This is a genomic window from Rubrilithobacter danxiaensis (genome assembly GCF_047272945.1).
Lineage (GTDB): Bacteria > Bacteroidota > Bacteroidia > Sphingobacteriales > Sphingobacteriaceae > Rubrolithibacter > Rubrolithibacter danxiaensis.
The window spans coordinates 255,996-281,165 of the sequence record NZ_JBKOPS010000005.1; the positions used below are offsets into that span (position 1 = coordinate 255,996).

Annotated in this window: 30 protein-coding genes and 1 pseudogene; 15 read left to right on the forward strand and 16 right to left on the reverse strand. The window is 38.3% G+C overall.

The genetic code is table 11. From position 1 onward, the window contains the following. Positions 1 to 17: 17 nt before the first annotated feature. The 4 genes from ACLCDL_RS08435 to ACLCDL_RS08450 all read right to left on the reverse strand — a co-directional run bounded on the left by ACLCDL_RS08435 (position 18) and on the right by ACLCDL_RS08450 (position 4,753). Complete coding sequence (locus ACLCDL_RS08435; protein ID WP_423147844.1) at positions 18 to 203, reverse strand: CsbD family protein; 186 nt, start codon at positions 201 to 203, stop codon at positions 18 to 20. Positions 204 to 389: 186 nt separating this feature from the next. Next, positions 390 to 2,255, reverse strand: coding sequence for an ATP-binding protein (locus ACLCDL_RS08440; RefSeq protein ID WP_423147845.1), 1,866 nt, complete (start codon positions 2,253 to 2,255; stop codon positions 390 to 392). A gap of 602 nt (positions 2,256 to 2,857) precedes the next feature. Then, on the reverse strand, positions 2,858 to 3,220 hold the full coding sequence (locus tag ACLCDL_RS08445) for a response regulator transcription factor (protein WP_423147846.1): 363 nt from the start codon (positions 3,218 to 3,220) through the stop codon (positions 2,858 to 2,860). A gap of 75 nt (positions 3,221 to 3,295) precedes the next feature. Further along, the gene (locus tag ACLCDL_RS08450) at positions 3,296 to 4,753 is read right to left on the reverse strand and encodes a PAS domain-containing sensor histidine kinase (protein ID WP_423147847.1); all 1,458 of its coding nucleotides are present in this window, start codon (positions 4,751 to 4,753) and stop codon (positions 3,296 to 3,298) included. A gap of 351 nt (positions 4,754 to 5,104) precedes the next feature. Here ACLCDL_RS08450 and ACLCDL_RS08455 point away from each other — a divergent pair, with 351 nt between their 5' ends. Then, positions 5,105 to 5,494, forward strand: a complete 390-nt coding sequence (locus ACLCDL_RS08455; RefSeq protein WP_423147848.1) for a hypothetical protein — start codon at positions 5,105 to 5,107, stop codon at positions 5,492 to 5,494. Positions 5,495 to 5,538: 44 nt separating this feature from the next. Here ACLCDL_RS08455 and ACLCDL_RS08460 read toward each other — a convergent pair whose 3' ends face one another. Together ACLCDL_RS08460 and ACLCDL_RS08465 are read right to left on the reverse strand one after the other, a co-directional pair. Next, the gene (locus tag ACLCDL_RS08460; protein WP_423147849.1) at positions 5,539 to 5,934 is read right to left on the reverse strand and encodes a response regulator; all 396 of its coding nucleotides are present in this window, start codon (positions 5,932 to 5,934) and stop codon (positions 5,539 to 5,541) included. Positions 5,935 to 5,958: 24 nt separating this feature from the next. After that, on the reverse strand, positions 5,959 to 6,270 hold the full coding sequence (locus tag ACLCDL_RS08465; RefSeq protein WP_423147850.1) for a hypothetical protein: 312 nt from the start codon (positions 6,268 to 6,270) through the stop codon (positions 5,959 to 5,961). Positions 6,271 to 6,997: 727 nt separating this feature from the next. Between ACLCDL_RS08465 and ACLCDL_RS08470 the strand changes: the two genes are divergently transcribed. From ACLCDL_RS08470 to ACLCDL_RS08495, 6 genes are all read left to right on the forward strand, one after another. After that, entirely contained in the window at positions 6,998 to 7,387 is a 390-nt protein-coding gene (locus ACLCDL_RS08470; protein WP_423147851.1) for a single-stranded DNA-binding protein, read from the forward strand. 35 nt (positions 7,388 to 7,422) lie between these two features. Further along, complete coding sequence (locus ACLCDL_RS08475) at positions 7,423 to 8,490, forward strand: DUF932 domain-containing protein (protein ID WP_423147852.1); 1,068 nt, start codon at positions 7,423 to 7,425, stop codon at positions 8,488 to 8,490. Between the two features lie 60 nt (positions 8,491 to 8,550). Next, entirely contained in the window at positions 8,551 to 8,928 is a 378-nt protein-coding gene (locus ACLCDL_RS08480; RefSeq protein ID WP_423147853.1) for a hypothetical protein, read from the forward strand. Further along, positions 8,929 to 9,165 (forward strand): molybdenum ABC transporter permease, encoded by a 237-nt coding sequence (locus tag ACLCDL_RS08485; RefSeq protein WP_423147854.1) that lies wholly within the window; start codon positions 8,929 to 8,931, stop codon positions 9,163 to 9,165. Positions 9,166 to 9,358: 193 nt separating this feature from the next. Continuing rightward, positions 9,359 to 9,829, forward strand: coding sequence for a JAB domain-containing protein (locus tag ACLCDL_RS08490; protein ID WP_423147855.1), 471 nt, complete (start codon positions 9,359 to 9,361; stop codon positions 9,827 to 9,829). 76 nt (positions 9,830 to 9,905) lie between these two features. Beyond that, a complete protein-coding gene (locus tag ACLCDL_RS08495; protein ID WP_423147856.1) occupies positions 9,906 to 10,433 on the forward strand; it encodes a hypothetical protein in 528 nt (175 codons plus the stop codon). A 15-nt stretch (positions 10,434 to 10,448) separates the two neighbouring features. On the opposite strand, the gene ACLCDL_RS08500 is transcribed toward ACLCDL_RS08495, so the two are convergent. Continuing rightward, positions 10,449 to 10,712: a helix-turn-helix domain-containing protein gene (locus ACLCDL_RS08500; RefSeq protein WP_423147857.1), complete on the reverse strand. Its 264-nt coding sequence runs from the start codon at positions 10,710 to 10,712 to the stop codon at positions 10,449 to 10,451. A 242-nt stretch (positions 10,713 to 10,954) separates the two neighbouring features. Here ACLCDL_RS08500 and ACLCDL_RS08505 point away from each other — a divergent pair, with 242 nt between their 5' ends. Next, on the forward strand, positions 10,955 to 11,161 hold the full coding sequence (locus ACLCDL_RS08505) for a hypothetical protein (RefSeq protein ID WP_423147858.1): 207 nt from the start codon (positions 10,955 to 10,957) through the stop codon (positions 11,159 to 11,161). 56 nt (positions 11,162 to 11,217) lie between these two features. Here ACLCDL_RS08505 and ACLCDL_RS08510 read toward each other — a convergent pair whose 3' ends face one another. The 7 genes and pseudogenes from ACLCDL_RS08510 to ACLCDL_RS08540 form a co-directional block, all read right to left on the reverse strand. Beyond that, positions 11,218 to 11,961: an SDR family oxidoreductase gene (locus tag ACLCDL_RS08510; protein WP_423147859.1), complete on the reverse strand. Its 744-nt coding sequence runs from the start codon at positions 11,959 to 11,961 to the stop codon at positions 11,218 to 11,220. Continuing rightward, entirely contained in the window at positions 11,958 to 12,878 is a 921-nt protein-coding gene (locus tag ACLCDL_RS08515; RefSeq protein WP_423147860.1) for a ketopantoate reductase family protein, read from the reverse strand. Before ACLCDL_RS08515 ends, ACLCDL_RS08510 begins: the two co-directional genes overlap by 4 nt. An 11-nt stretch (positions 12,879 to 12,889) precedes the next feature. Continuing rightward, on the reverse strand, positions 12,890 to 13,345 hold the full coding sequence (locus ACLCDL_RS08520; RefSeq protein ID WP_423147861.1) for a GNAT family N-acetyltransferase: 456 nt from the start codon (positions 13,343 to 13,345) through the stop codon (positions 12,890 to 12,892). A gap of 8 nt (positions 13,346 to 13,353) precedes the next feature. After that, positions 13,354 to 14,291 (reverse strand): annotated as a pseudogene (locus ACLCDL_RS08525) (DMT family transporter). Between the two features lie 47 nt (positions 14,292 to 14,338). After that, positions 14,339 to 14,833, reverse strand: coding sequence for a MarR family winged helix-turn-helix transcriptional regulator (locus ACLCDL_RS08530; protein ID WP_423147862.1), 495 nt, complete (start codon positions 14,831 to 14,833; stop codon positions 14,339 to 14,341). A 5-nt stretch (positions 14,834 to 14,838) separates the two neighbouring features. Beyond that, a complete protein-coding gene (locus ACLCDL_RS08535) occupies positions 14,839 to 15,336 on the reverse strand; it encodes a GNAT family N-acetyltransferase (protein WP_423147863.1) in 498 nt (165 codons plus the stop codon). 212 nt (positions 15,337 to 15,548) lie between these two features. Next, the gene (locus ACLCDL_RS08540; protein WP_423147864.1) at positions 15,549 to 15,782 is read right to left on the reverse strand and encodes a hypothetical protein; all 234 of its coding nucleotides are present in this window, start codon (positions 15,780 to 15,782) and stop codon (positions 15,549 to 15,551) included. Positions 15,783 to 15,993: 211 nt separating this feature from the next. On the opposite strand from ACLCDL_RS08540, the gene ACLCDL_RS08545 reads away from it, so the two are divergent. The 6 genes from ACLCDL_RS08545 (at position 15,994) to ACLCDL_RS08570 (ending at position 22,172) form a co-directional block, all read left to right on the forward strand. Then, entirely contained in the window at positions 15,994 to 16,884 is an 891-nt protein-coding gene (locus tag ACLCDL_RS08545) for a toprim domain-containing protein (RefSeq protein ID WP_423147865.1), read from the forward strand. Between the two features lie 253 nt (positions 16,885 to 17,137). Continuing rightward, positions 17,138 to 17,527, forward strand: coding sequence for a plasmid mobilization protein (locus ACLCDL_RS08550; RefSeq protein WP_423147866.1), 390 nt, complete (start codon positions 17,138 to 17,140; stop codon positions 17,525 to 17,527). Further along, the gene (locus ACLCDL_RS08555; RefSeq protein WP_423147867.1) at positions 17,515 to 18,810 is read left to right on the forward strand and encodes a relaxase/mobilization nuclease domain-containing protein; all 1,296 of its coding nucleotides are present in this window, start codon (positions 17,515 to 17,517) and stop codon (positions 18,808 to 18,810) included. Before ACLCDL_RS08550 ends, ACLCDL_RS08555 begins: the two co-directional genes overlap by 13 nt. Positions 18,811 to 18,827: 17 nt before the next feature. Further along, entirely contained in the window at positions 18,828 to 20,816 is a 1,989-nt protein-coding gene (gene mobC / locus ACLCDL_RS08560) for a conjugal transfer protein MobC (RefSeq protein WP_423147905.1), read from the forward strand. Between the two features lie 59 nt (positions 20,817 to 20,875). Next, the gene (locus ACLCDL_RS08565) at positions 20,876 to 21,922 is read left to right on the forward strand and encodes a PDDEXK nuclease domain-containing protein (RefSeq protein WP_423147868.1); all 1,047 of its coding nucleotides are present in this window, start codon (positions 20,876 to 20,878) and stop codon (positions 21,920 to 21,922) included. 70 nt (positions 21,923 to 21,992) lie between these two features. Next, positions 21,993 to 22,172, forward strand: coding sequence for a histone H1 (locus ACLCDL_RS08570; RefSeq protein WP_423147869.1), 180 nt, complete (start codon positions 21,993 to 21,995; stop codon positions 22,170 to 22,172). 167 nt (positions 22,173 to 22,339) lie between these two features. Here ACLCDL_RS08570 and ACLCDL_RS08575 read toward each other — a convergent pair whose 3' ends face one another. Next, positions 22,340 to 23,347 carry an SDR family oxidoreductase gene (locus ACLCDL_RS08575; protein ID WP_423147870.1) on the reverse strand — a complete coding sequence of 336 codons (1,008 nt, stop codon included), beginning with the start codon at positions 23,345 to 23,347 and terminating at the stop codon, positions 22,340 to 22,342. Between the two features lie 85 nt (positions 23,348 to 23,432). Next, complete coding sequence (locus ACLCDL_RS08580; RefSeq protein WP_423147871.1) at positions 23,433 to 24,338, reverse strand: diacylglycerol/lipid kinase family protein; 906 nt, start codon at positions 24,336 to 24,338, stop codon at positions 23,433 to 23,435. A gap of 78 nt (positions 24,339 to 24,416) precedes the next feature. Here ACLCDL_RS08580 and surE point away from each other — a divergent pair, with 78 nt between their 5' ends. Then, the gene (surE, locus tag ACLCDL_RS08585; RefSeq protein WP_423147872.1) at positions 24,417 to 25,148 is read left to right on the forward strand and encodes a 5'/3'-nucleotidase SurE; all 732 of its coding nucleotides are present in this window, start codon (positions 24,417 to 24,419) and stop codon (positions 25,146 to 25,148) included. The last annotated feature ends 22 nt before the right edge of the window (positions 25,149 to 25,170 follow it).

Genomic DNA, 25,170 nt, shown 5'->3' on the forward strand with positions numbered 1-25,170 from the left:
TATGAATAATAAAAACCTTATAGGCCTCGAAGCCATTCTATGACTTCTTCTCTTGTTTTACCTGTTTTCTTTTGCAAACGTCCGTAAAGCTCGTCTTCTTTTCCTTCTTCATAGGTTAAATCATCATCGGTAAGGTCGCCGTAAGATTGTTTGATTTTTCCTTTAAGTTCGTTCCATTTTCCTTTTAATTCCAGTTTTTCCATAATCGTAGTTTTAATTACATCTATCTAAACAAGTCTCAAATGAATTTAGTTTCGACTAAAACGAACTAAAGGCCTAGTACTCTTTGTTATAGCAATGATGAGTCTTGAAACAGTTCGTAATATTTAAGAAAGATTTGTATGTAAAATTTACAGGAAGAGCTATATTCTCATCGTCTGATTAATCTATTAAGTTAATGGAAGACTAAAATAAAAAGTGGAACCCTTTCCTGCTTCACTTTCAAACCAGATTTTACCATTTTGCCCTTTGATAATTTCAGCAGAGATATATAATCCAAGCCCAAGGCCGGAAATAGAAGTATTTCTTCCTTCGGTAATTCGATAGAACCTTTCAAAAAGGTGTTTTTGTTTCTCCCTTGGAATACCTATCCCAAAATCCTGAATACTGCATTGAAGTTGACTTCCATCCGTTTTAATTCGTAAAAGCACTTTATCCTGCCCAGGAGAATATTTTACAGCATTCGTTAGAAGATTAGTAAGTACCTGTCCCGTTCTTTCCTTGTCTCCATAACAATAAATATCATCTGTATCTTCAACAATAATCTGATGAGAATATATACTTTCTATTTCTAATGCTGTTTCTCTAGCCAGCTCATTAAATAGATACTTGCTTTTCCTTAATTGCAATTTACCTGCATCCAGGCGACTTACATCTAGCAAATCCTGAATCAGCACAAACAGTTTTTCGATCTGGAGAAGCACTTTAGCAAACATCTCAGAAGCGTCTTTTTCTTGATTTTGTTTTAACTTCCGGTCTACTAGCTGTGCAAACGCCTTCATGGAAGTAACGGGGGTTTTCAGTTCATGACTTACAATGCCAATTAACTCGTCCTTCCGTTGTTCCAGTTCTTTCTTTTCTGTAATATCTGTTGTAGTTCCTACAATTCTAACAGGAGCATTTTTGGAGTTATATTGTACTTTTCCCATGATGTTGATCCAGCGAACAATATCATCAACCCTTTTTATTCTTACTACAACATTTAGGTCTCCGGTTTTAAGTGCATTGAAAAAACAGTTTTTAAAATCTTCTAAATCTTCCGTTAAGATATGTTCATATAATTTATCTAAGCTCCACTCTTCGTTATTATCCTGATAACCAAATATATTTGCATGCTTTAATGAGCATATTGATTTTCCCGTTACAATATCTGTATCAAAAATCCCTGCTTCTGCATTCTCTACTGCCAGTCTTAACCGCTCTTCACTCTCTTTGATTTTTTTCCGGTCCAGTACCTGTTGAGTAACATCAACAGCCATCACTAATATACCTGAAACATGGCCGTCACCACTTTTTAAAGCTTTATAGGTATAATCAAAATAAAAGGACTTTGATTTTCCTTTAACATTAATATGAACAATAGCTTCCTTTTCAGAATAAGTACTGCCTGTCTTATAAACATTGTCTAACAAAGCTGAAAAAGGCTGATTGCTCATTTCAGGCATAAATTCCAGAAAAGGCTTTCCATAAATACTATTATCCTTTTGCAGAACATCGAACATTGCCTGATTCGCCAATTCCAGTTTCATATCCGGCTCTCTGAACACTGCCATAGGAATAGGCGATTCCTCTACTAATTGACGGAAATTTCTCTCATTTTCTTCCACTTTAGCCGTTAGTGTATAAAGCTCGGTTATATCTACCGGAGAGTTAATAATATGAATTATATTTCCATCGGAATCAAAAACAGGCGTATTTGTGGCTGTCCAGTACCGTTTTTCAAAAATACCAGTACCGGTGACAGGCATATCAAAACGTTGAGGCTTCAACTTATCTGACTTCTTTGATTTTAAAACTGTATAGAGGGATTGTCTGAGAGTACCAATATTTCGAGTCTCGGTATGATTAGGATCATCTGGATATATTTCAAACACCCCTTTCCCAAGAAGGTCATCTCTCTTATGATTTGTAGCCTTTAAGTAAGCCTCATTTACCTCTAAAATAGTAAAGACAGGTGGATCAGGTTCAAGGATAAGAAAAAGCGCTTCACTTAAATCGAAAATTTTCTCGAAACTTTTAGTTGTTACTGTTCCCATAGGAGATCAAATAAGTCCTTAATTCAAAATAATTAAGGTGAAATTCAGTCTTAGATAGATTCAGTTAAGCTAATAAAATATTTTATGTTCTTAAAGACTATTTTTCTGTGAAGGCACTTGGTTGAGTTATTAGAAATAATAAAATTACTTTCAAAGTGTTTTAATAAAAAATAGAGTTTTTTAAGTTCCATTTGAACCATTAAATATGGAGATACTTTCTAATATAACGTAAGGTATTAGGCTTAGGGATATAAATAGCTAAAAAATAAAAGAGGGCCTTTATGTGAAAGCCCTCTTTAAAAGAGAAAAGTATATATAATGGATCAGGCACGTAAATTCGGAGAAGGATACTTTGCCTGGTTGTTTGCCAAAAATTTTCCTCGCGTAATCTTAAATGTTTTTAAATCATTTCTAATATTGATTATTAACAGTTTATCGGCATTAAAATCAGCAGAAGGATTTATTTTAATAATTTTCATAAAAAATACATCTCCAATTGTATGCCATTTCCTTAAAAGTGATTTTAAAGGTATTCTAAAAGCTTTTTTATCTATTTGCTGATCTAAAATTTATACATTGAAGGGATGATAATGCAGCATAAATTAAGCAATTAATTGCCTTTCTATTCTGCCTAATAGATTATAAATATCAAAAGGCTTAGCTATAAAATCATCTGCTCCAACGTCCCGTATGGTTCTTGAAATGTCCACATGAGCAGACATCATAACAACAGGAATTTCCTTTGTTTTCGCGTTGCGCTTTATATCCCGGCATATATCTCTGCCATCTATTCCTGGGAGCATGATATCAAGCAATATCAAATCAGGGTGTTCATTTTCGATCTGTTCTACAATTCCCAGTCCTGTTAAAGAGGTGATTACTTCATATCCCTCCTGGGTTAATAAAAATTCAATAAGATAAAGTATGTCCTGGTCGTCTTCTACAACAAGTATACGTTTAGCCATAAGCAAAAGGGGAATAAATATTGTGTTAAGTTTGTAGTAGCAAAAATGGTGCTATGTAAGTGATGAAAACTAATTTTACCGATCACACTTAAATGGAAGGCTAAGATAGAAAGTAGTTCCAACTCCTTTTTCACTTTCAAACCAGATATTGCCTTTATGTTTTTTTGCTATTTCCATTGAGATATATAGGCCTAATCCAATTCCTGGTATATGATTGTTTTTACCGTTAACACTTCGGGAAAAACGTTTGAAGATTTTATCTTTTTCCTCATCGGATATGCCTATACCAAAATCTTTTACGCTAATTATTGCCTGCGTTCGGGCAAGATCGTTTGACAGGCTGACGACGACTTGTTTTCCCTCAGGAGAATATTTAATCGCATTTGAAATTAAATTGGTCAGAATCTGAGTAATTCTGCTTTTATCTGCGCAAACATCGTTTTCAACTTCTCCTTTAAAAGTTATTTGATAAGTCTTATTGATAAATTGAAGATCACGAACTATTTCAGAAGTTAAATCCGTTAAATTGAAATTTTCAAAATTTAAAGAAAAGCGATCCGTATTGATACTGGATATATCCAGCAGATTGGTTATTAATTTATTGAGTTTAACAGCCTGAGAATGCAATCTGTTAGCAGGTTCAGTCATAGATTGATCTTCCGCTTTTTGAAAATAGCCTTGGATAATCTGAGAATAACCTAAAATGCCTGTTACAGGTGACTTGAGTTCATGAGAGGCAATGCTGATAAAATCTTCTCTTTGTCTTTCTAATATTTTTCTTTCTGTAATATCTATAATATATAGTGCAATAAATTCATTTAAGGTTGCCAAATGTTGAAGTTTTCTGCCGGCCACTTTAAAATATCTTCTTCCCGTACCTGGTAAACTTTGTTCTATTTCCTCATCCGCGAATGGTGCTCCCATTGTAAGTTTATCCAGTAAACTAAGAAATTTGGAATTGCTCAGTCTGCCATTGTCAATTTTAGCAATTGATTGTCCCTCTGCTTCCTTTTTGTCAACCTTGAAGAGTTTGTAAAAGGCTTTGTTTGCAGCCTTGATGGTTAAATCCTTATTAAGGACGACCACAGATTCTGGTGCAATATCTACAATTGTTTTTGCAAACTCCTTGTCTTGTATTAATTGGTTCTCTGCAAGTTTGCGTTCACTGTAATTGCGTACTATTTTAGTGAACCCAATGTGTTTCCCCTGTTCATCAAATAGAGGAAACATTAAACCACTGGCCCAAAACTTTGAACCATCTTTTTTTAAGTGAAATCGTTCATCAATAGCTTTTCCCTTACTTAATGCAGTTGTCATTTCTTCCTCAGGAATTCCTCTTTTTATATCTTCCTGAGTAAATAGGAGATGTCCTTTCTTACCTAAAATCTCTCTATCAGAATACCCAAAGATGTTTTCAGCTCCTGTATTCCATGAAACGATAAGTTCTTCTGCATTAAAGGTAAAAACAGCAAACTCCTGTAAGCTTTCAAGGACATTTTTATAATAATTCTGTTCTTCTTTCTGATTCGGCATAGATTAATAAAACGTTTTAAAAGATTTCTTTAAGATTTAATTTTTAAGAAGTCAAGTTAAATCACACAGAATTTGATTAACCTCAAAAATCCTTCCATTTTTTAAAAAGTCTAGTAGAGTGACTTTCAGAAGTTCATTACTATCGCACTGTTTGTTTGAGTGGGAAACATACTGGTATGGTTTCACTGTACGCAAAACGTTGATTTTTGATATTTCGTTAAGATGATTATCTGAAAGCTGCCGATAAAAAACAGGAATTTTTAGTAAGAAAAGGATATTGTTGAAATGATATATTTGCAAGGATAGATAGAAACAATACTTTTGTTTCACAGCCAGGTATTCGCTTAAGGGATGGATAAAGATTCAGTGTTATTTCAGACAGGAGGATTGCTCAGCTTCATAGGTGTAGATCTTTTTACTCCTGAAATTCATAAATCTATTTGGCTAACAAATCCGACCCAACAAATGAGAGTTGGTAAACTGCTATCTCTAATTGGAGAATTGATCCAGGAGAGAGCTAAAGGGAATCTTAAAGTTGAAAATTTCGAAAATAGGGTATTAGAATTAAAGGAACTTTGGGTATCTGATGATCTATACCAATTTCTTTTGAATTTCATTAATGGATCATATAAATCAGAAACCTTAATAGATTTTAGCACCCGTATTCTTGGCTTAACTGCTACTGATACCATTAGCAATGCAATAAATACCTCAATTGCTTTTAATGAGGGGACAATCTAAAGAATAATTTTAGCACCTTGAAAAATTGGATATTTAGATGTAATTTAAATTGCAGAGGAAGAAATAATATCTGCAATCAGCTCCTTAGAAATTGGTTTTAGAAGGCAGGCTTTTACAAAGGGATAGGTGCTTGGCAGGAAATAATCTTCTTCTCTAAGAAAGGCTGAAACCACATAAACAGTTATTTTTTTATTTAACATGGTTATAAGTTTTTCAAACTCCTTTAAAAACTGCCAGCCATTCATGCCAGGCATATAGAGATCCAGAAAGATTATGGGAGGCAGCCTATCAGGATGTGAGGCATTTTCAATAAGGTAACCTAAAGCAGCATTAGCGGGGTAAAACTTAACTGGAACGATTGATGGATTGACTCTTTTAATAAGAAGTTCCATAATCCGTTGGCTGACCGGATCATCATCAATAAGCATGATAAAATTCATTGAAATTATTTAGACATGTTCCTATTACTCTTCAATATTAGAACGAACAGAAACTGTCAAATCTATTTGATTTATAAAATCTGTATAGGTTCTTAAAGCTCTCGGCTTAATTGAAAAGCTGTTAACTGATTTAATCCGATCAATGTCTTCTAGTAGATTAGCTGCATTTAATAACAAGACTTTCCATTGCTGCCCGTCAGGAGAAGATTTCCAGACTTCTGATTTTCGGTTAAATAGCTCCTGGTTTATTACAAAACGCTGTTTAAGTAAGGCAGCAGAATATTTGAGGGCTGCCAGAGAATTTTCAAGGTCATTTAAGGATTTTGTATTTGCCATCAGACGAAGTTTTGTATTCATCTGCGTTCATGACTTGGCCTTAAAAATTTAGGCGTGAGTCTTAACTTACCGTCATAGAGGTACTGGTATACCCGGAAACGAAATAAGCAAGCCCACGCCATGCGTGAGCGTTGCACATTCCATCTCGTTTCCTTTGAAATTACCAGTTTCCTATGACGAGAGCGTGTGAACGCAATATTTTATTATATACTGTAGCCTTTTACGGCTTTTTTTCCTAAATGTTCTTCAAATATAGCTATATTGACTTTAATCGCTTATGCCTATTCAGGCGATAATTTCTTTTATTGCCGTTCCCTTTGGGTCGGGCTATTCATTACAAGTCCTCATTTCATTCCGGGCTATCCATTTCTATCCCTAACGGACAGTGTTAATACCTTTTGCTATGTCGTTTCCGAAACTCAATGAAAGTAAGACATAACAGTCGTTTTTCAATCGAAACGGATAAAAAGGGCAGCGAAGTTTGTGTCCGTATTGCTTCAGCTGAATAAAAGGCATCCAAAAGACTACGGCATAATGGATAAAGCCTCGTTCCTCAGCCTTATCCACCCTGCGGGACTTATTCCGTTTCCTTTTGGCTTTTTGCGGATACACTTTCTGGGCTTTCTTTTTTTCCGTTTTTTCTTTTGAAAAACAGCTTTTTGAGGAGCAGACGGACTAAAAGGGAATAGCTAAATAACATTTAGTATTCACTTAAAAAGGTTCAGTTATGGAAATTACAGGAAGATTAACCGCAGACGCACAGGTTAACACGCTAAAAGACGAAAGGCAGGTTGTCCATTTCAGCATTGCCATCAATGACAGTTACAAGCCTAAAGGTAGCGACGAAATCAGGCAGGTTACCACATACATCAATTGCTCATACTGGTTAAGTGCGAAGCCTGCAAACTGGCTCAAAAAAGGAGCTCTGGTTCAGTTATACGGACGAATCGGCATGAATGCTTATGTAAACTCGCAGGGAGAAGCAGCCGGTTCGCTGACCTTCCATGTTAATGATTTGAAGGTGCTGGCTTTCCCTAAACAAAGAGAAGAAAATAAGGCCGTCGTTTCCGGCCAAGTTGCGAAAGCAGCAGCCGAGACCGATGACCTTCCTTTTTAATTAATCCTATTCATTCACTATTAAAATTTAAAGCAATGGCACACAATATAAATTTCAACGAGCAGACAGGTAAACACAGTTTTTTCAGTGTAAAGGAAAAAGTATGGCATGGATTAGGGCAGATTGTATCCGATTACCCGACAAGTGCAGAGGCGATAGAATTTGCCGGATTGAACTATGAAGTTATTAAATCTCCCCTGTTTACCTATGGAAGTGAATTAAGCATCGGCAATGATGAGCTGGAAACTGCTAACAGTGAAATAGTAGTTCCAAATTATTATGCAACCATGCGGACTGATAATAATGCCGTTTTAGGTGTAGTAGGAAAAGATTACGAGATCGTACAGAACAAGGATGCTTTTTCTTTTTTCGACAGTATTGTGGGAAGTAGCGAAATACTGTATGAAACAGCCGGAGCATTAGGTAAAGGAGAACGTATTTTTATTACTGCTAAACTCCCTGATTATATCAGGGTGGGTAATGACGATCTGATAGAAAAGTATTTGTTCCTGACTACTTCGCACGATGGCAGCGGAAGCATAACAGCAGCTTTTACTCCTGTCAGAATCGTATGTGCAAACACACTTCATGCAGCCCTGAATAATCATTCCAACAGTATTAAGATACGCCATACTACCGGAGCAAAGGAACGGTTAGAACAGGCACATCAAGTAATGGGTATATCGAATACACTCTCCATTCTGATGGAAGGCATCTTTAATGAATGGGCTAAAGTTCGGATTACAGACAAAGAGGTAAAAAAACTGATCCGGCTCGCCTTAGTGCCGAATAAAGAGGTTTTGCAAAACCTGAAAGAAGGCAGAGAAGATGAACTTTCCGCCTATTTTAAAAATATGTGTACGGATGCCTTTGAGTATGCAATGAGCAGTCCCTCTCAATTACTGGAAACTACAGAAGGCACACTGTTCGGAGCATACAACGCTGTTACCGGATATTTTCAGAATGTACGCCGGTACAAAGATGATGAAGCGAAGGTAAAATCACTGCTTTTAGGCGGGACAGCACAATTGCGGACGCAATCGGCATTTAATCTTTGTGAAGAATTTGCCATTCACGGCGCTGCTGCCTTATCACTCAATTAATCCATTGGGGTGAGTGCTTTCATCATCCATCCCCTTTTTACTCACTCTAAAAGATTTATCATGAAACCGCTTAGTAACTTAACGAATATAGAGAAAGCAAAACTGCTCCATCAGTTATTCCCCGACGAAATACCTGCCTTGCTGGAGTTTGTTCAGAATATGTGTGTGACCATTAAAGAACAGGAGCAGTTACATCGGGAGCAATGGGAAAACGGATTGTTCAGCTTTGACTTTTGGCTATCCCAACTGTATGAAGCAGAGCAGAAGATAAATCATTACGGAATCAGGTTAAGCAAAAGTGTCCAGCTTTTTGCCGACCAGTTATTTGAGGGCTATCTCGCCGTTTACCTGGTTCACTGCCTGATGGTTTACACCACTACAAGACAGCATCCCAATATAAGATTTGCTAAAGCAGTTGATTTATTATTTAACCCTTAATTGATTGGAGGACAGGTTATGACAATAGGTATCATGTTCTTACTTGCCGGGTTTATTCTGAAATATATCATTAACCGGCGAAAGTTTAACAGAAGGTCAATTACGGGAATGGAATTATTTCATTCCTATGAACAGGCCCTCTTTATAAGAAGCATGGAAGGCATTGTGATTTTCATAGCAAGAGTTTTAATCGCTTTAGGCTCTTTATATGCTGCCTTCCGGTTTGCTGATTTTTAAAAGATAATCTAAAAGTTTAAGCATTAATCATTTCACAAAGTTAGGCACAGGGCTGCTGAGCGTCCAAGAGCTTCCCGCATAAACACATGCCAAACGCTCAAGTCTTTCATTTATTCGTTTGCCTCTTGGACTTTATTGCCCTGTGCCTTCATAGCATCCATAATTAATTTTTAAACTTTTAAATCATTGAATTATGGAAAGCGTAATGAGTATTTCAGAAATGTACAAGGTTGCAGAAATTGAACTGGTTTACAAAACTAAGGTAAAGGCATCACAGCGTCCTAAAGCATCCACTTCAAAAGAAGTCTATCAAATCCTTTTGCAAAGCTGGGATGAAAATAAAATAGAATTTGTAGAGCAGTTTAAAATTCTGCTGCTGAATCGAGGCAATAAGGTACTTGGTGTTTATGAAATTTCAACAGGCGGAATGGCCGGAACAATAGCCGATCCCAAACTGATATTTAGCGCTGCCTTAAAAAGTTGTGCCAGCTCTGTTATTTTGAGCCATAATCATCCATCTGGTAATCTTAAACCCAGCAATGCCGATATTCAGTTGACACAAAAGATTGTCAAAGCCGGCAACTTGTTGGATATTGCAGTACTGGATCATGTGATTGTCTCAGCAGAAGGATTCTATTCATTCGCTGACGAGGGGCTTATATAGTCCCTTTTTTTATTCAGGTTGTTTTTTAAAAAAAGAGATAATTGTAAATTTGAATATCTGCTAAAATCAAATTACTATGAAAAAGTCCATCATTATTTTATTGCCAATTGCTTTCCTGATATCAAGTTGTGCTGAAAAAAATGAGTTAAACCGGGAAGAAGCTCTTCGCCTCATCAAACAGGATAAACAGTATCCAACTGTAATTGATTATGATATTTTTTGTGCAGATCCTGAATTTGCAAAAAAGGTGCTTGATGCCGGACTGGAAACACAAGGTCTTGTCACTGTACAACGTACTCAAAAATTAGCGGATGCAGGCAAACCTATTATCCAGTTTTCAGACAAAGCCGAACCGTATCTATTACCTACTTCTGAGAAGGATAAATCAATAGATATCCAAAAGGTAAAACTGGCTGAGGAAGAATTACAGGAAGTTACAGGTATAAAGATGACGAATGATGGAAAAAATGCTGTAGTAGAATATACCACGTCTTATAAAAATATCACTCCATTTTCAACTTTAGTCAATACTGATTTTAAAGAAAAAGATACACATACAGCAACTTTCGCTTTATATGATGACGGTTGGCGACTAGAGAAATAGATATTAAAATTATTACTAGTCAAAGCCTTCTTTAAAGAATTCTGGTAAAGTCATCTTAAATGCTTCAATTATCTTGACCAGACTGCTGAACTTCAGATCCTGACCATTCTCATATCTTCCCCATTGTGCCCTCGATATATTATGTTCATATGCAAAAAATTCATAACTGGTATAACCGGCCTTAATACGAAGCTCCTTTATCCGCTTACCTAACTTTTGCAGGTACTCTTTAGAATGAGTTTCATGCTGTTCGTTATTCTTTTTGTTTTGGCCTTGCATAAGGTAAAACAAAGTAATAGCCATCTGCGATACAACTACTCAAATGATGGCTATTTATAAGTAGCTTTTTGAATTATTATTTCTAATTTTACGTTTCAAAGTCGAATAAAACTATAGAGGACACATTTATTGGTGTTGGACACTTCTATAGTCCAGTTCAATAGCTGCTGTCTGTCTTAATTTTTATTGGCAGTCATCTATAAGTTTAATAATATATAAGTTTAATAATAAAAGCTAAGCTTATGACTTTCGTTAGTCATTATCCCGGATTTGAATATTCTATCGAACAACTATACAAGTTCATAGCCGTTCATGAACTTTTTACTATTATGCTGAATGACGGAAGAATCATTCATTTTACTCCAAATGATCCTGATTCATTCCGTCAATGGTTACAGAAGCATCAGATTCAGGATATCCGTCGCGAAGACGGATGGGTGATTTCTTAAAGTATTTATAAAATTTGTTTTCAAACTTGCATCCCTATCAGTAAGCGTTACATTGGTTACCTTCCGCCACTTACATCAATGAATGTTCCGGTTGAATAGGAAGACTTTTCTGAAACCAGCCACAGGATAGCTTCGGCAACTTCCTCAGCCAAGCCTCCTCTTTTCATAGGAATGCTATTTTTAATTCTTTCTATGCGGCCCGGTTCACCGCCATCGGCATGTATGTCTGTATAAATAAATGCCGGACGAACACCATTTACACGTATTCCCTCTTCGGCAACTTCTTTTGATAGTCCGACGGTAAAAGTATCAATAGCACCTTTGGAAGCTGCATAATCAATATATTCTCCTGGAGCGCCGGTTTTAGCGGCAATTGATGAGACATTAACGATGGAGCCGCCGCTTCCTCCGTATTTTAACGACATTCGCTTTACAGCTTCTCTTGCGCAAATAAATTGTCCGGTAATATTTACCCTGAAAATCCGGTTTAGACGTTCAGCATCCATGTTTTCGAGTGGCATCTGCCGTTCCAGTATCCCGGCGTTATTAACTAAAGCATGCAGATTACCCAAAAGTCTGTCTGTTTCTGAAAACAGTTTTACTACTTCTTTCTCTTTTGAAATATCAGCCTGAATGGAAACGGCTGTTCCTCCCTTGCCGGTTATTTCAGAGACAACTTTATCTGCAGCAGTTTTATTTTTGTGATAGTTTATCACTACTGCATGTCCGGCTTCGGCAGCCAATATGGCTGTAGCAGCGCCAATGCCGCGGCTGGCACCTGTAATTAAAATCGTTTTCATTGATTCAATTCTGATTTCAGTTTCGTTAATTCTCCAAGTAGTTTAGTTTCCTTTACCAAATTTTCCTTATTCAATGTTTTTGCGATAGCGGCAATCTCCAGGTTTAAAGTTTCTATTTCAGTAGGCCTCTTATTCTTAATATCCTGTAAGGTAGATATGAGCTGTCCCTCAGAAGATTTGCTTATTAATAAAAGGCTTTCTGTAACTTCATCGGAATTTAGTATAATTCCTTTTTCTCTCGCAATTGAAACACATTCTGCTATTACTCTTTTCGCCATTTCAAGAACTCGGCCTTCTCGATGAAAAATTCCGTTATCAACTTCAAGAAGCGGACAAATAGAATTGAAAACACAATTAATAATCGCTTTTTTCCATATTACAGGTTGAATGTTTTGTTCGGCTTTGAATTGAAAGTCGGGGCTATTTAGCTGTTCAACAATTGCGTTTAAATGCGTGTTGCTTCTCTTTATTATTCCGATTGGCGAAATTGAAACCGGTTTAAAACTGACTTTGTTTTCGGCAATGGTCTGGCAGGTAACAAAAAGAACGCAGCGGTAGATTTCAGGAAAATGATTGTCCACAAAAACCTGCTCAACTCCTAAACCATTCTGCAGAATTACAACAGGTGAACTGTTTGCTTTTTTCCCAAGTGCCTGAGCCAGATTTTTGTTACCATAAGATTTGTTGGTTAAAGCGATAATACCGTCCAACTGCGGAAAGTTACTTAAGGTACTAATTTCAATTTCAGCTTCAAGTTCTGTTTTGTCATCTGATGTGATCTGAATTTTTTCGAAATATGTTGATTTATCATCAAGACTTCCCCTGAGGAGAATAACTTTTCTGCCCGCAAGTTTCAGGAAAACAGCCAATGCTTTGCCAATTGCCCCGGCTCCAATGATGTATATATCATTCTTCATATTTAAGATTTTTAAAGCTGCAGCTCCATTTTGATATCAGCACGTTTGTAAACGCCTTTTTCAAGCGGTATTTCCGTAAAGCCTAGTTTCCGGTAAATTCCAATCGCCGGTTTTAGTACAGTCTGCGAGTAAAGAATTACACGTTCGGCTTTCAGCGTTGTTTTGGCTTCATTAACGGCAGCACTGCACAAAAGCTTTCCCGCCCCCAAGCCTTGAAATGCTTCATTTACCGCCATCTTGGTAAGTTCGTATGTACCCGGCTGTACAAATTTCAGCGCTGCTGTTCCAATAATCTGTTTATTATATTCAGCAAATAAAATGATTCCGCCTTCTTTAAGGATTGCTTCATCCGGGTTTGCAAGCACCCATTCATCTATCGGTTCTACCTGAAAATATTTATTCAGCCAAGCTTTATTCAATCGTTCAAAGTGCGGCTGGTATTCTGGTTTGTATTGTATGATGTTCATGGTATAGATTATTTAACGAATGCCGGCTTTCCGGCGGATAGTTTTCTTTCTTTAAGTATAGTATATCCTTTGTTGATCCAATATACACCGCTAACTATGGTAATTAATGACAATCCCGTTATCCAGGTAATTTTTTCATTCAGGATAAGGTAGCCAAGCAATATGGCAATAAGCGGATTGATATAGGCATAAACAGAAGCAAGGCCCGCCGGCAGTTGTTCAAGAGCATAGAGAAAACAGCCATACGATATTATGATCCGACTATGACCAGATATACTAATGCCCAAATGCTACTCGAAGAAACAGTATGCATCTGCGACAAATCATCAAAAAATAAACTGAGTATTAAAAGTACAATGCCTCCGCTGGTCAGCTGTACCGCGGCATTGACAAAGGCATCAGCAGAAGATTTCCGGTACTTGGCATACACAGTACCGCCTGCCCAGCAAAAGGACGCAAAGAATGCTATAATTATACCAATGAAATAATCGGGATTGGTAAGGTCGGAAATATTATCCCTGAATATCAGTATGATTCCCATGCACCCTAACAGCAATCCCAGAAAGACATACTTATTCAGCGATTGCCTGTCAATAGCTGATGCATAATTTATAAAAATTACATAGACTGGCATTGCTGAAACAATCAATGCCGCCAATCCGCTGGGAATATACTTTTCTGCCCAGCCTACCAGTCCATTGCCCATCGCAATCATCAATATTCCCGCCATAGCCTGTCTTTTTACGTCCTTTTTGCTGATTTTTATTTTATTTCCGAAGAGCAGTAATATTCCAAACAGCAGGGCACCAGCAGTAACCTGCCTGATACCTGAAAAAAGAAAAGCAGGGAATGTGCTGACGCCTATACGCATTGCAAGATAAGTGGTTTCCCAAACCACGCAGACCACCGTCAATGCTAAATATGCCTTTGTGTTTGATTTAATCATGGGTTATTATCGTTCGATTTGTTGAATGCGATTTATCATCCTTCTGATTATAATTTGTTAATTGTCTTTTCAGGAATAAGCTGCAACGCTCTTTCGGAAAAACTTTTCTTTTTTAGCTGATCTTCTACTTCTATAATAGCCTGCATTAAGTTGTTTTGTGTATTGGTAAGGTCAGTTACCGCAGTGATTATGATCTGCCATACCGGCTTCATCTGTTCAACCAATGCCTGCCCCTTAGCCGTTAACTGAATCAAACGCTTTCTTTCGTCTGTTTTATCCCGTTTTGAGCGTATCAGCTTCTGTTTCTCCAGTTCTTTTAACAAACTGATTGTTGAAGGGTGCGTATAGCCTATTTCAGCCGCAATTTCAACCACGCTTAATACAGGTTTTAAATGCAGAGCATAAATCACAGGAAACCACTTGGGTTCAAAGTCAACCCTGTGAGCTTTATATATCTGCAAACCATCCTTACGTATCAGATCGCTCAGGCGCTGGAGCCTTGTTGAAATAGCGAGTATCCCCGCTTCATCTATTACATTCATTACTGTTAATTATTTAGGTGCAAATGATAATATACATTTTCCCCCATCATTGCAGGAAAGTAATGAGGCAAGTCTTCCTTATTGATCCTTTGAAATCCATTACGCTCATAAAAGCGATGCGCCGCCTTAAGCATATCCACAGTTCCCAGATAAAGGTCAGTAATCTGTTGATCAATACAATATTCAATAAGTGTTTTAAGTAACTGCTGCGCTATGCCAGTATCGCTGCCGCGGAATTCCTTTTTCACAAACATCTTTCGGATTGCTCCGGCATTATGGCCGGTTGAGATAAGCGCTATAGTTCCCACTAATTCTTCCTTATGCAATGCACCCCAGAACCCGCCTCCTGTTCCATAATAATGTGTTTCAATATCCAGCAAATCCGGCTGGCCTTCGAGCGTGACAGGAACATTAAATTCTATCTGTTGTATAGGAAGAATAAGATTTAAAATTGGTTTGCAGTACGCGTTATTCAAGGTTTTAATACTAAAATCTGTATTCATCTCATTTTAAATTTATTCAAAAGTATGTAGCATACTACGTATATGCAAACATTTTATTAAATTATTGAAAATATGATACTATCCAGTATTCTTTACTACCACTCAACTTCTTCATTAGACAAAAACGATATTTACAAATGATCGGTAAAGGTATAATCAGATATAGGAAAGGAAGAGGGCTGACTTATCGAAAGTCAGCCTTCCGGAGTAGGTCATTTGCTGTGTCCTAAAGTATTAAGCTTTTCGCTTAATTCAATAAGTCCAGCCTTTTGCAGACAATCATCTGCCAGTGTCTTCAGTTCTTCTATACTCTCTCCGGGAACACTGGACAATAAGCTGGATGTTTCATTACCATCTTTTACCGATAAGCCACGCTCAATAACATGGTTCAGCAAGAGTACATTTTTGCGTGAGATTTTCATGTCAATCTTCACAGTCTCATTCATGCCAGGGATACTCAATATGGTATCATAAACCTTGGCTACATCATTTGTTGTAAGCATAATCCACACGTTTTAAATTATTAAACTTCACAAACAAAAGTAGAAAGCCGTGTTTAAACCATCCTCATCAAAATATGGGGAGGATAGGAAGTACCCGTTCTGCTTGTTTAACTTCGTATTCATAATCTGAATGTGAAATTGAAAATGTGCGGTTATGGATATCAGAAACAAGCGACTTCCCATCAGTGAAGTCAGGGAAATGGACATGGTTAGTTACCTGTCTGCTTTAGGCCATGAGCCTTCAAAAATCAGAAGTGCCGATTATTGGTATTTGTCTCCTTTACGGGAAGAAAAAATACCGTCCTTCAAGATCAACCGAAAGCTGAACCGATGGTACGATCACGGTTTAGGCAAGGGCGGTAACCTGATTGATTTTGCTATCCTGTATCATGGATGCACTATCGGTGAATTGTTCGAAAAATTGAGTGGCAATCTTTTCGTTCAAAAGCCGATTATCTATTTATCCAAGACAGAAGCTGAATCTGGAAACAGGATAAAGATAGTTAAAGATTTTACCCTCACATCTGATGCTTTACTGCGCTACCTGCAGCAGCGGCGGATACCCATTAGTGTAGCCGATGGATATTGCCGTGAAGTCCGTTATGAACTCAATGATAAAACCTATTACGGCATCGGATTTAAGAATGATTCAGGCGGCTACGAAATCCGCAATCCCTATTACAAATGTAGCAGTTCTCCCAAAGATATAACCACGCTCAGAAACGGCTCAGATGAAGTGACAGTTTTCGAGGGCTTTATTGACTTCCTTTCATTTAGAAGTATTCACAGGAACGAGCCTCTAAACCGAAGCGATTTCGTGGTTTTAAACTCCCTTTCTTTCTTTGAGAAAGCCCGGCCATTTATGGAGAAACACCAAACGATCCGACTCTATTTAGACCGCGATACTGCCGGACAAAATTGCAGTCGTTATGCCGAATCTTTAAGTATAAAATACAGCGATGAAAGCGGGCTGTATAAGCACTATAAAGATTTCAATGACTGGGTGATGAATTTTGGAAGGTCTTCTAATAAGCCTCCCGGTTAAAAATCCTAGCAAAATGAAGACCAGCCATATTTTGTATTTGTTAAAAAATCAAGGATTAAGAACGCCTGAAAATAGATTTTTTAGCACTGTAAAATCATAAAAACATTAAAAAGGCTGGGAAGATTGCCTCTTTCGTGCAATCGGCCAGATGTCCGGTTGTTAAACAACCGAATCCGGCCGCCATTTCACTCCGAAGTCGTGGGCGGTGAAACTCAAAAAGTAAATAGTTTGAAAACGTGTAAATGAAATAGTGATGGAAGAGAAAAAATCAAACAGAAGCCGGATAATCGGATTGAGGCTTACCTTAAAAGAGTACGAGCAGATTGAGAAAAAATGCAAGGCAAGCACCTGCCGCAAGCTGAGTGATTATGTACGCCGGAGCATCTTTGAAAAACCTATTGTTACTACCTACCGCAACAAGTCCTTGGATGACTTTATGGCAGAGGTAATAAGGCTTAGAAATGAGTTGAACGGTATCGGAAACAACTTCAACCAGGCAGTAAAAAAACTGCACACACTTCACCAGATTGCCGAGTTCCGGGCATGGTTAATCACTTACGAATTGGAGAAAAAAATTCTTTTCAACAAAGTGGATGAGGTCAAAAAACACATCCAAAAAATCGCCGAAACATGGTTGCAGTAATCAAAACAGGTCACTCCATCTACCGCATCTTTAATTACAATGAGAACAAAGTAAAAGAGGGTGCGGCGGAATGTATTGGAGCAGGAAATTATCCCATCGACGTGGACAAAATGAACCTTCACATGAAGCTGAACCGCCTGCTGAAACAGGCCGAATTAAACCAAAATGTCAGCCGGAACAGTGTACATATTTCCCTGAATTTTGATGCTTCAGACAGCGGCCTTTCAAAGGAACGGCTGATGGAAATTGCAGAAACCTATATGCAGAAAATAGGCTTCGGGCAGCAGCCGTATCTCGTATATCAGCATTACGATGCCGGACACCCACACATCCACGTGGTTTCAATAAAAGTTAGAGAAGACGGCAGCAGGATTAACACCCAGAATATCGGGCGTAACCAATCGGAAGCGGCCCGAAAAGAAATAGAAAAATCATTTGGGCTGGTGGTAGCTGACGAGCGGAAAAGGAAACAGGCGTTTGAGCTGAAACCGGTTGATGTAAGAAAAGTTCAATATGGCCGGACAGAAATGAAGAGGGCCATTACAAATGTATTGGACGCAGTACTTGATACCTACAAATATACCAGTCTGCCCGAACTGAATGCGGTGCTGAAACAGTATAATATAGCAGCCGAACGGGGAAGCGAGAATTCCAGAGTATATATTAATAGAGGGCTGGTCTACCGGGTCCTGGATGAACAGGGAAATCCAATTGGTGTACCGATCAAGGCCAGTGATTTTTACAGCAGGCCCACCTTGAAATTCCTGGAGGAAAAATTCCCGGGAAATGAACTGAAACGTATTCCCTATAAGGCAAGGGTAAAAAATGCTATTGATATGGCTTTGCTGTCGAAAAAGTTATCTCTTCAGGAATTGGTAACGGTTTTGGAAAAGCAGGGTATTCATACGATACTGCGGCAAAACGAGAGCGGTTTGATATACGGGATTACCTACGTTGACCATCAAACCAAATGTGTATTTAACGGCAGTGCATTGGGCAAAACTTACAGTGCTAAAGCCGTTCAGGAACGCTGCAGTCAAAAAGCTGGAGCCGATCAAAAAACCGCAGCTGTTCAGCAGGTATTACCCGAACCACAGGATGCAAAAATACAGATGCAGTTACCTGACTCCAAGCTGCGTTCTGAATCTGCTGCTCACTTTCCAGACATCGGTAAAGCGATGGATCTACTGATGCAACCGGAGCAAGTGCCGGAGTATCTTCCATATCATTTAAAAAAGAAGAACAGAAAGAAAAAAAGGAAACGGATTTCTAACAATCCTTAAAGTTTTACGCTATGGTTATGCACACAGGAGAAAACGAACAGGCGCTGAGGAAAATTCTGGATATGACCAGGCTGATCAGCATCGCAATCTTAGTAATCCATTTTTATTATTACTGCTATTCCGCATTCCACGAATGGCAGTTTACCAGCAGTTTCAGCGACCGCCTACTTAACAATATCAGGAACACAGGATTGTTCAGCAGTTTTCATAAATCGAAGCTGATTGCCTTAGGCTTTCTGATTATTTCCCTCATGGGAGCCAAAGGCAGAAAAAATGAAAAGCTGAACCATCGAACGGCACTTGCTTACATAATTACTGGCCTACTGATTTACTTCTTCAGCTATCTGTGCTTGCTGCTGAAAATAAAAATAACGGAAGCAGCTTTACTTTATATGGGACTGTCTTTCGTTGGATTCCTGATGATCCTTTCAGGAGGTACACTATTGTCCAGAATTATAAAAAGCAAATTCAACAACAAGGATATTTTTAATAAGGAAAATGAGACTTTCCCGCAAGAGGAACGCCTTCTGGAAAATGAATATTCTATCAACCTTCCTGCACAGTACCAATTGAAAAATAAGATCATAAAAAGCTGGATCAATATTATCAATCCTTTTCGTGGCTTACTTGTATTAGGCTCTCCGGGAGCTGGCAAATCCTACTTTGTTATCCGGCATGTGATTACACAGCACATTAAGAAAGGCTTTACCATGTTTGTTTATGATTTTAAGTTTGATGATCTATCTAAGATAGCATACAATACCTGGTTAAGATATAAGAGCAAATACGCCGTACCACCCCAATTCTTTATTATCAATTTTGATGATTTAACCCGCAGCCATCGCTGCAATCCACTCGATCACCAAAGTATGTCAGATATTACCGATGCTGCCGAATCTGCCCGTACTATTTTAATGGGTTTGAACCGGGAATGGATCAAGCGGCAGGGTGATTTCTTTGTAGAATCACCCATCAATTTTTTATCGGCCATTATCTGGTATTTGCGGAAATACAGGGATGGCGAGTTTTGTACACTCCCTCACGTTATCGAATTAATGCAGGTAGATTATGATTCTCTTTTCACTGTATTAAGAACGGAAAAAGAAATAGAAGTATTGATTAACCCTTTTGTGAACGCCTATATGAATGATGTCATGGAACAACTGGAGGGCCAAATCGCAGCGGCTAAAGTTGCTATGGCAAGGCTTTCTTCACCCCAATTATACTATGTGCTTTCGGGTAACGATTTTACTTTAGACATCAATAATCCCGAAGAACCTAAGATTATCTGTATGGGTAACAATCCGCAGAAAATACAAATCTATGGGGCTGTTCTATCGCTCTATGTAACCCGATTGATTAAGTTAGTAAACAAAAAAGACAGATTAAAAAGCAGTTTAATATTTGATGAGTTCCCAACTATCTATTTAAATAATATGGACAGCCTGATTGCTACTGCCAGAAGTAACAAAGTAGCCACTTGTTTAGGTGTTCAGGATTTCAGCCAGCTTCGTAAAGATTATGGTAAAGAGCAGGCCGATGTAATTATGAACATAACGGGCAATATCATCAGCGGGCAGGTAACCGGCGATACAGCCAAACAGCTTTCCGAGCGTTTTGGAAGAATTATGCAGAACAGGGAAAGCCTTTCTATTAATAGTGCCGATACTTCCATCAGCCGTTCCAGGCAGCTGGAATCTGCTATACCCGCTTCTAAGATTTCAGCTTTAAGTTCCGGCGAGTTTGTCGGTATGACCGTCGATGATCCAGGTTGCAAAATTGAGCTGAAAGCTTTTCACTGCGAGATACAGAACGACCATGAAGCTTTAAAGAAAGAGCAGGATGGTTATAAGGAAATTTCCGTAATTCGTAAGTTGGATCAGGCTATGGTTCAACGGAATTATTTACAGATTAAACAGGATGTGCAGGATATTATTCAGTCGGAGATGGAAAGGGTTTTGAATGATCCGGCCTTATCCCATTTGATTATTCGTAAAGGAAATTAAACCTTTAACCTTACTCTTAATATTGGATGTGTATCAATAAAATTTTAGTTATTTAGATTATGAAAGCTGAAAAGGATAAACCTGCCTTACTCCAAAATATCAGGTCTTTGATTGTTGAAGCACAAAAAATTGTGGTTCGTAATGTTAACACCATGATGGTGCTTACTTATTTCCAAATAGGCAAAATGATTGTTGAGGATGAACAGCAGGGTCAGGACAGAGCCGCCTATGCTGATAAAACTATAGTGCATTTAAGCAAAGCTCTTTCAAATGAATTTGGAAGAGGCTATTCTAAATCAAATTTGGAATATATGCGAGTTTTCTTTATTACCTATCAGAACCGAATTACCCAATCAGTGATTGGGCAATTCGAAAAAAGTGTAAAAACCCAATTATTGATTGGGCAATTGAAATCTGCATTTTCATTAAGCTGGACACATTATATTCAATTACTTAAAATCAAGGATGAAGACGAACGGGATTTTTACGAGATAGAAGCTACGCAAAATAATTGGTCAGTCAGGGAATTACAGCGACAGTATAATTCAGCACTTTTTGAAAGACTGGCATTGGGGAAAGACAAAAAAGGCATCAAGCGGTTAGCTGAGAAAGGACAAATTTTAGAAAAACCTATTGATGCTTTAAAGAGTCATTATGTATTAGAGTTTCTCGAATTAAAAGAGGACAGCCGATATTCGGAGAGCGATCTGGAAAGAGCTATCATTAATAAGCTGGAGCATTTTATGTTAGAGCTTGGGAAAGGCTTTTTATTTGAGGGGCGGCAGAGGAGATTTACATTTGAAGGAGACAGCTTTTTTGTTGATCTGGTTTTTTACAATAGGTTATTAAAGTGCTTCGTACTTTTCGATCTGAAAATTGGGAAACTAACTCATCAGGACATTGGGCAGATGCAGATGTATGTAAATTACTATGACAGAAAGATCAAGCTGCCGGAAGAGCGTCCGACTATTGGCATTATTCTTTGTAAAGAAGAAAACAGAACAGTTATTGAGTTTACCTTACCTGAAAATAACGAGCAGATATTTGCTAAAGAATATAAATCAGTATTGCCCAGTAAGGCAGAGCTTAAAAAACAGATCGAATAGGTTTCTTTTTATGGCAGCAGTACTCAAGTAATAAAGAAAAATTATATTAGTGTATTAAAATCAAGAAAAAATGGACAAATTCAATCAATTAAAAAGCCTGGTTGCATCGATAGAACAAGATGCTGACAAATTTTATAACAAGAATAGTAAAGCTGCTGGAACACGGGTTCGTAAAGGTTTGCAGGAAATCAAAACAATGGCTTCCGAGATAAGAAAGGAAGTAACTGAAATTAAAAATAAAGAAAAATAAGAACAACTGAGAATATTGTTTTGGGGAAAGAGCCACTTAAGGCTCTTTATTTATTTAAAGTTTTATTTATCCCTCAAAGTAAAGAGTAAAGACAGCGGATAGCCGTTATTTAACAGCTTAGGGAGTGTTAAGCTAAACTCAGAAAATAAGGAGGACCTTAAAAGCTCTTAAGGCTGTCCCTTTCCACCAGCGGCACCATAAACTTGTCCTGTTGAATAACTAGCATCACTCGCTGCAAGTTGAACATAAATGGACGCGAGTTCAGCTGGCTGACCTGGTCTTCCCATAGGAGTATCTCCTCCAAAACTTTTCAATTTTTCCTGGGTAGCTCCTCCGCTTACCTGCAAAGGTGTCCAGATAGGCCCCGGGGCAACTCCATTAACACGAATGCCTTTTGGTGCCAGTTGTTTGGCAAGAGATCTTACATAGTTTGTTGTAGCAGCTTTAGTCTGAGCATAATCATAGAGTTCAGCTGAAGGGTCTGTTGCTTGTTCAGATGTAGTTCCGATAATTACAGCCCCGGGTTTTAAATGGGGAAGAGCGGCTTTAATTATCCAGAAGGGCGCATAGATGTTCGTTTTCATCGTCCAGTCAAACTGCTCAGTAGAGATGTCAAGGATTGATTCATGAGTTTGCTGCCGGCCAGCATTACTTACTAAAATATCAAGACCGCCAAGAGCCTTTACCGCATCTGCTACCAGTTTCTGACAAAATGCTTCATCTCTAATATCTCCGGGAAGGGCAACTGCCTTTCGCCCCTCTGTCTTAATAAGGGCGATAACTTCCCGTGCATCAGGTTCTTCAGCGGGAAGATAATTTATGGCCACATCAGCTCCTTCACGAGCATAAGCAATTGCAGCAGCACGTCCCATTCCGGAGTCTCCTCCGGTTATCAGGGCTTTTCTGCCTTGTAAGCGGCCTGATCCTTTATAACTTTTTTCTCCGTGATCCGGGCGTGGGTCCATTTGGCCGGCCAGGCCGGGCCATGGTTGAGACTGCCCTTTAAAGGGTGGCTTTGGATATTTGGTAGTTGGATCTTCCAATTTCTGAGATTCGTTCAGTTGGAGATAAGATGCTCTTTCTGATCCAATTGTAGGCGAAACTGCAGCAGCAGCTAAGCCCACTCCTAAACCGCTGATAACTGTACGGCGGCTGATTTTATTTTCTTCATTCATAGCGAAAAACTCCTTGATGTTTGATTTGATAACTCATCTAAACAGCAATTGGTTTATTGAAAAATCTTTTTATTTGAAGAACTTTCTAAAGGATGCTGGGTACTAAAAATTCTAATAGCCCTGGATGAAGTTCTATAGTTACATCGGCGGGATTACGAATTTCAATAAGCTCATCATCAACGTGTACATCATTTCCTTCCCATAATAATTTTATATTTCTTCCCTTAATAATCAGGGGCCGAAAAGGTTCTTCAACACCTTCTATTTTTTTTCTTATGTAAGACGAAAAAGCATCCTTTTGACTGGCTTTTATTAAAACTACTTCGAGTACACCATCTCCGGGGTCAGAATCCTGAGCGAAATTAAGATTAGGGCCGATAGTTGCTGTATTCATTATCTCCACCAGAATATACTCCCCTGAATAATCTACTCCGTCCACTTCTAATTTACAAAAGCTTGGTTCATATTCAGTAATCAGTTCATCAAGCACCTGTAAGGCCATTTTCATTTTCTTTTCGGGCGTATCTTTCAACTTCTTGTCCAGTCCTTTCATTTCCTTCATTAGCCGTGGAAAAAGCCCATAACCAAAGCTTTCTAAGAAGAACTGAGCTTCGGGAATGTTATAGATTTTTCCCACATCAACCTTTTTAATCTCAGCATTTTTCCATCCTTCAATAATCTCTTCATCCTTTCCATTTATGCCTAAGGTTTTAGCAAAATTATTTGCTGTACCGGTAGGAAGTAAGGCAATCGGGAAATGTTTATCTAAAAGTTTTCTTTTTAACAGTTTAGATACCACTTTTCGAAGAGTACCATCTCCGCCGGCAACAACAAGAAAGTCAATTGCAGGAGTAAGCTTTTTTAAAACGCTTTTCTTAATTGCTGTATTTGTGCACTGAAATCCTTGTGACTGTATGATAGAAATTAAATTAGCCGGGGTATATTTTCCTCTTCCTGCTTTCGAATTATGTAAAAGGGTGGTTAGTTTCATCAGGTAAAATCTAAATAAGTATTTATTGAAACAGGAAACAGTTTTAATGGTTGGCACTATAAAACATTATTATAAGCGATGAGGATTTTAGTAACAAACGATGACGGAATATACAGCCCTGGAATTGCTGCGTTAGCCAGGACAGCCTCTAAGTTTGGAGAAGTACGGGTAGTTGCTCCTGATGTAGAGCAATCTTCAATGGGCCATGCCGTTACTCATTCCAGGCCCCTCAGTTATAAAAAGTCACCTATAAATTTTGGAGAGATTGAAGCATACAGGGTAAACGGTACTCCTGCAGATTGTGTAGCCTTAGGATCTCATTTATGGACCAATACAGATGTAGTTCTGTCGGGAATAAACCTGGGTCCCAATCTGGGGAATTCAATGTGGCATTCAGGGACGTTAGCAGCAGCAAAGCAAGCCGTACTCCTGGGCATAAAAGGAATAGCATTAAGTACCCCTGTTAACAAGACGGAACCTGATTTTGAACTTCTTGAACCCTATGTAGAAAAAACACTGGCAATGTTGCTTGAAAGAAAAGGGTTAGGGCTTTATAACGTAAATTTTCCGGAAAAGCCTGAAGGCATACACTGGACCCGACAGTCTGTCCGATTATATGATGGCAGTATAATTCCGGGAACAGATCCTATGGGACGAAAGCATTACTGGTTCACAGTAAAACCACTTGAACCTGCCGAAGAAGGTACAGACCGCTGGGCCGTAGAATCTAATTTTGTTTCAATAACTCCGTTACGCCTTGATTTAACTGATGAAACGGAACTTAAAAGAATGGCATCATCTGCGGTATAACCGATAAAATACGTGCTCCTCT

Coding starts and splice junctions, on each gene's coding strand:
- ACLCDL_RS08435 (WP_423147844.1), bottom strand. CDS start 203: ATGGAAAAACTGGAATTAAAAGGAAAATGGAACGAACTTAAAGGAAAA.
- ACLCDL_RS08440 (WP_423147845.1), bottom strand. CDS start 2,255: ATGGGAACAGTAACAACTAAAAGTTTCGAGAAAATTTTCGATTTAAGT.
- ACLCDL_RS08445 (WP_423147846.1), bottom strand. CDS start 3,220: ATGGCTAAACGTATACTTGTTGTAGAAGACGACCAGGACATACTTTAT.
- ACLCDL_RS08450 (WP_423147847.1), bottom strand. CDS start 4,753: ATGCCGAATCAGAAAGAAGAACAGAATTATTATAAAAATGTCCTTGAA.
- ACLCDL_RS08455 (WP_423147848.1), top strand. CDS start 5,105: ATGGATAAAGATTCAGTGTTATTTCAGACAGGAGGATTGCTCAGCTTC.
- ACLCDL_RS08460 (WP_423147849.1), bottom strand. CDS start 5,934: ATGAATTTTATCATGCTTATTGATGATGATCCGGTCAGCCAACGGATT.
- ACLCDL_RS08465 (WP_423147850.1), bottom strand. CDS start 6,270: ATGGCAAATACAAAATCCTTAAATGACCTTGAAAATTCTCTGGCAGCC.
- ACLCDL_RS08470 (WP_423147851.1), top strand. CDS start 6,998: ATGGAAATTACAGGAAGATTAACCGCAGACGCACAGGTTAACACGCTA.
- ACLCDL_RS08475 (WP_423147852.1), top strand. CDS start 7,423: ATGGCACACAATATAAATTTCAACGAGCAGACAGGTAAACACAGTTTT.
- ACLCDL_RS08480 (WP_423147853.1), top strand. CDS start 8,551: ATGAAACCGCTTAGTAACTTAACGAATATAGAGAAAGCAAAACTGCTC.
- ACLCDL_RS08490 (WP_423147855.1), top strand. CDS start 9,359: ATGGAAAGCGTAATGAGTATTTCAGAAATGTACAAGGTTGCAGAAATT.
- ACLCDL_RS08495 (WP_423147856.1), top strand. CDS start 9,906: ATGAAAAAGTCCATCATTATTTTATTGCCAATTGCTTTCCTGATATCA.
- ACLCDL_RS08500 (WP_423147857.1), bottom strand. CDS start 10,712: ATGCAAGGCCAAAACAAAAAGAATAACGAACAGCATGAAACTCATTCT.
- ACLCDL_RS08505 (WP_423147858.1), top strand. CDS start 10,955: ATGACTTTCGTTAGTCATTATCCCGGATTTGAATATTCTATCGAACAA.
- ACLCDL_RS08510 (WP_423147859.1), bottom strand. CDS start 11,961: ATGAAAACGATTTTAATTACAGGTGCCAGCCGCGGCATTGGCGCTGCT.
- ACLCDL_RS08515 (WP_423147860.1), bottom strand. CDS start 12,878: ATGAAGAATGATATATACATCATTGGAGCCGGGGCAATTGGCAAAGCA.
- ACLCDL_RS08520 (WP_423147861.1), bottom strand. CDS start 13,345: ATGAACATCATACAATACAAACCAGAATACCAGCCGCACTTTGAACGA.
- ACLCDL_RS08530 (WP_423147862.1), bottom strand. CDS start 14,833: ATGAATGTAATAGATGAAGCGGGGATACTCGCTATTTCAACAAGGCTC.
- ACLCDL_RS08535 (WP_423147863.1), bottom strand. CDS start 15,336: ATGAATACAGATTTTAGTATTAAAACCTTGAATAACGCGTACTGCAAA.
- ACLCDL_RS08540 (WP_423147864.1), bottom strand. CDS start 15,782: ATGAATGAGACTGTGAAGATTGACATGAAAATCTCACGCAAAAATGTA.
- ACLCDL_RS08545 (WP_423147865.1), top strand. CDS start 15,994: ATGGATATCAGAAACAAGCGACTTCCCATCAGTGAAGTCAGGGAAATG.
- ACLCDL_RS08550 (WP_423147866.1), top strand. CDS start 17,138: ATGGAAGAGAAAAAATCAAACAGAAGCCGGATAATCGGATTGAGGCTT.
- ACLCDL_RS08555 (WP_423147867.1), top strand. CDS start 17,515: ATGGTTGCAGTAATCAAAACAGGTCACTCCATCTACCGCATCTTTAAT.
- mobC (WP_423147905.1), top strand. CDS start 18,828: ATGCACACAGGAGAAAACGAACAGGCGCTGAGGAAAATTCTGGATATG.
- ACLCDL_RS08565 (WP_423147868.1), top strand. CDS start 20,876: ATGAAAGCTGAAAAGGATAAACCTGCCTTACTCCAAAATATCAGGTCT.
- ACLCDL_RS08570 (WP_423147869.1), top strand. CDS start 21,993: ATGGACAAATTCAATCAATTAAAAAGCCTGGTTGCATCGATAGAACAA.
- ACLCDL_RS08575 (WP_423147870.1), bottom strand. CDS start 23,347: ATGAATGAAGAAAATAAAATCAGCCGCCGTACAGTTATCAGCGGTTTA.
- ACLCDL_RS08580 (WP_423147871.1), bottom strand. CDS start 24,338: ATGAAACTAACCACCCTTTTACATAATTCGAAAGCAGGAAGAGGAAAA.
- surE (WP_423147872.1), top strand. CDS start 24,417: ATGAGGATTTTAGTAACAAACGATGACGGAATATACAGCCCTGGAATT.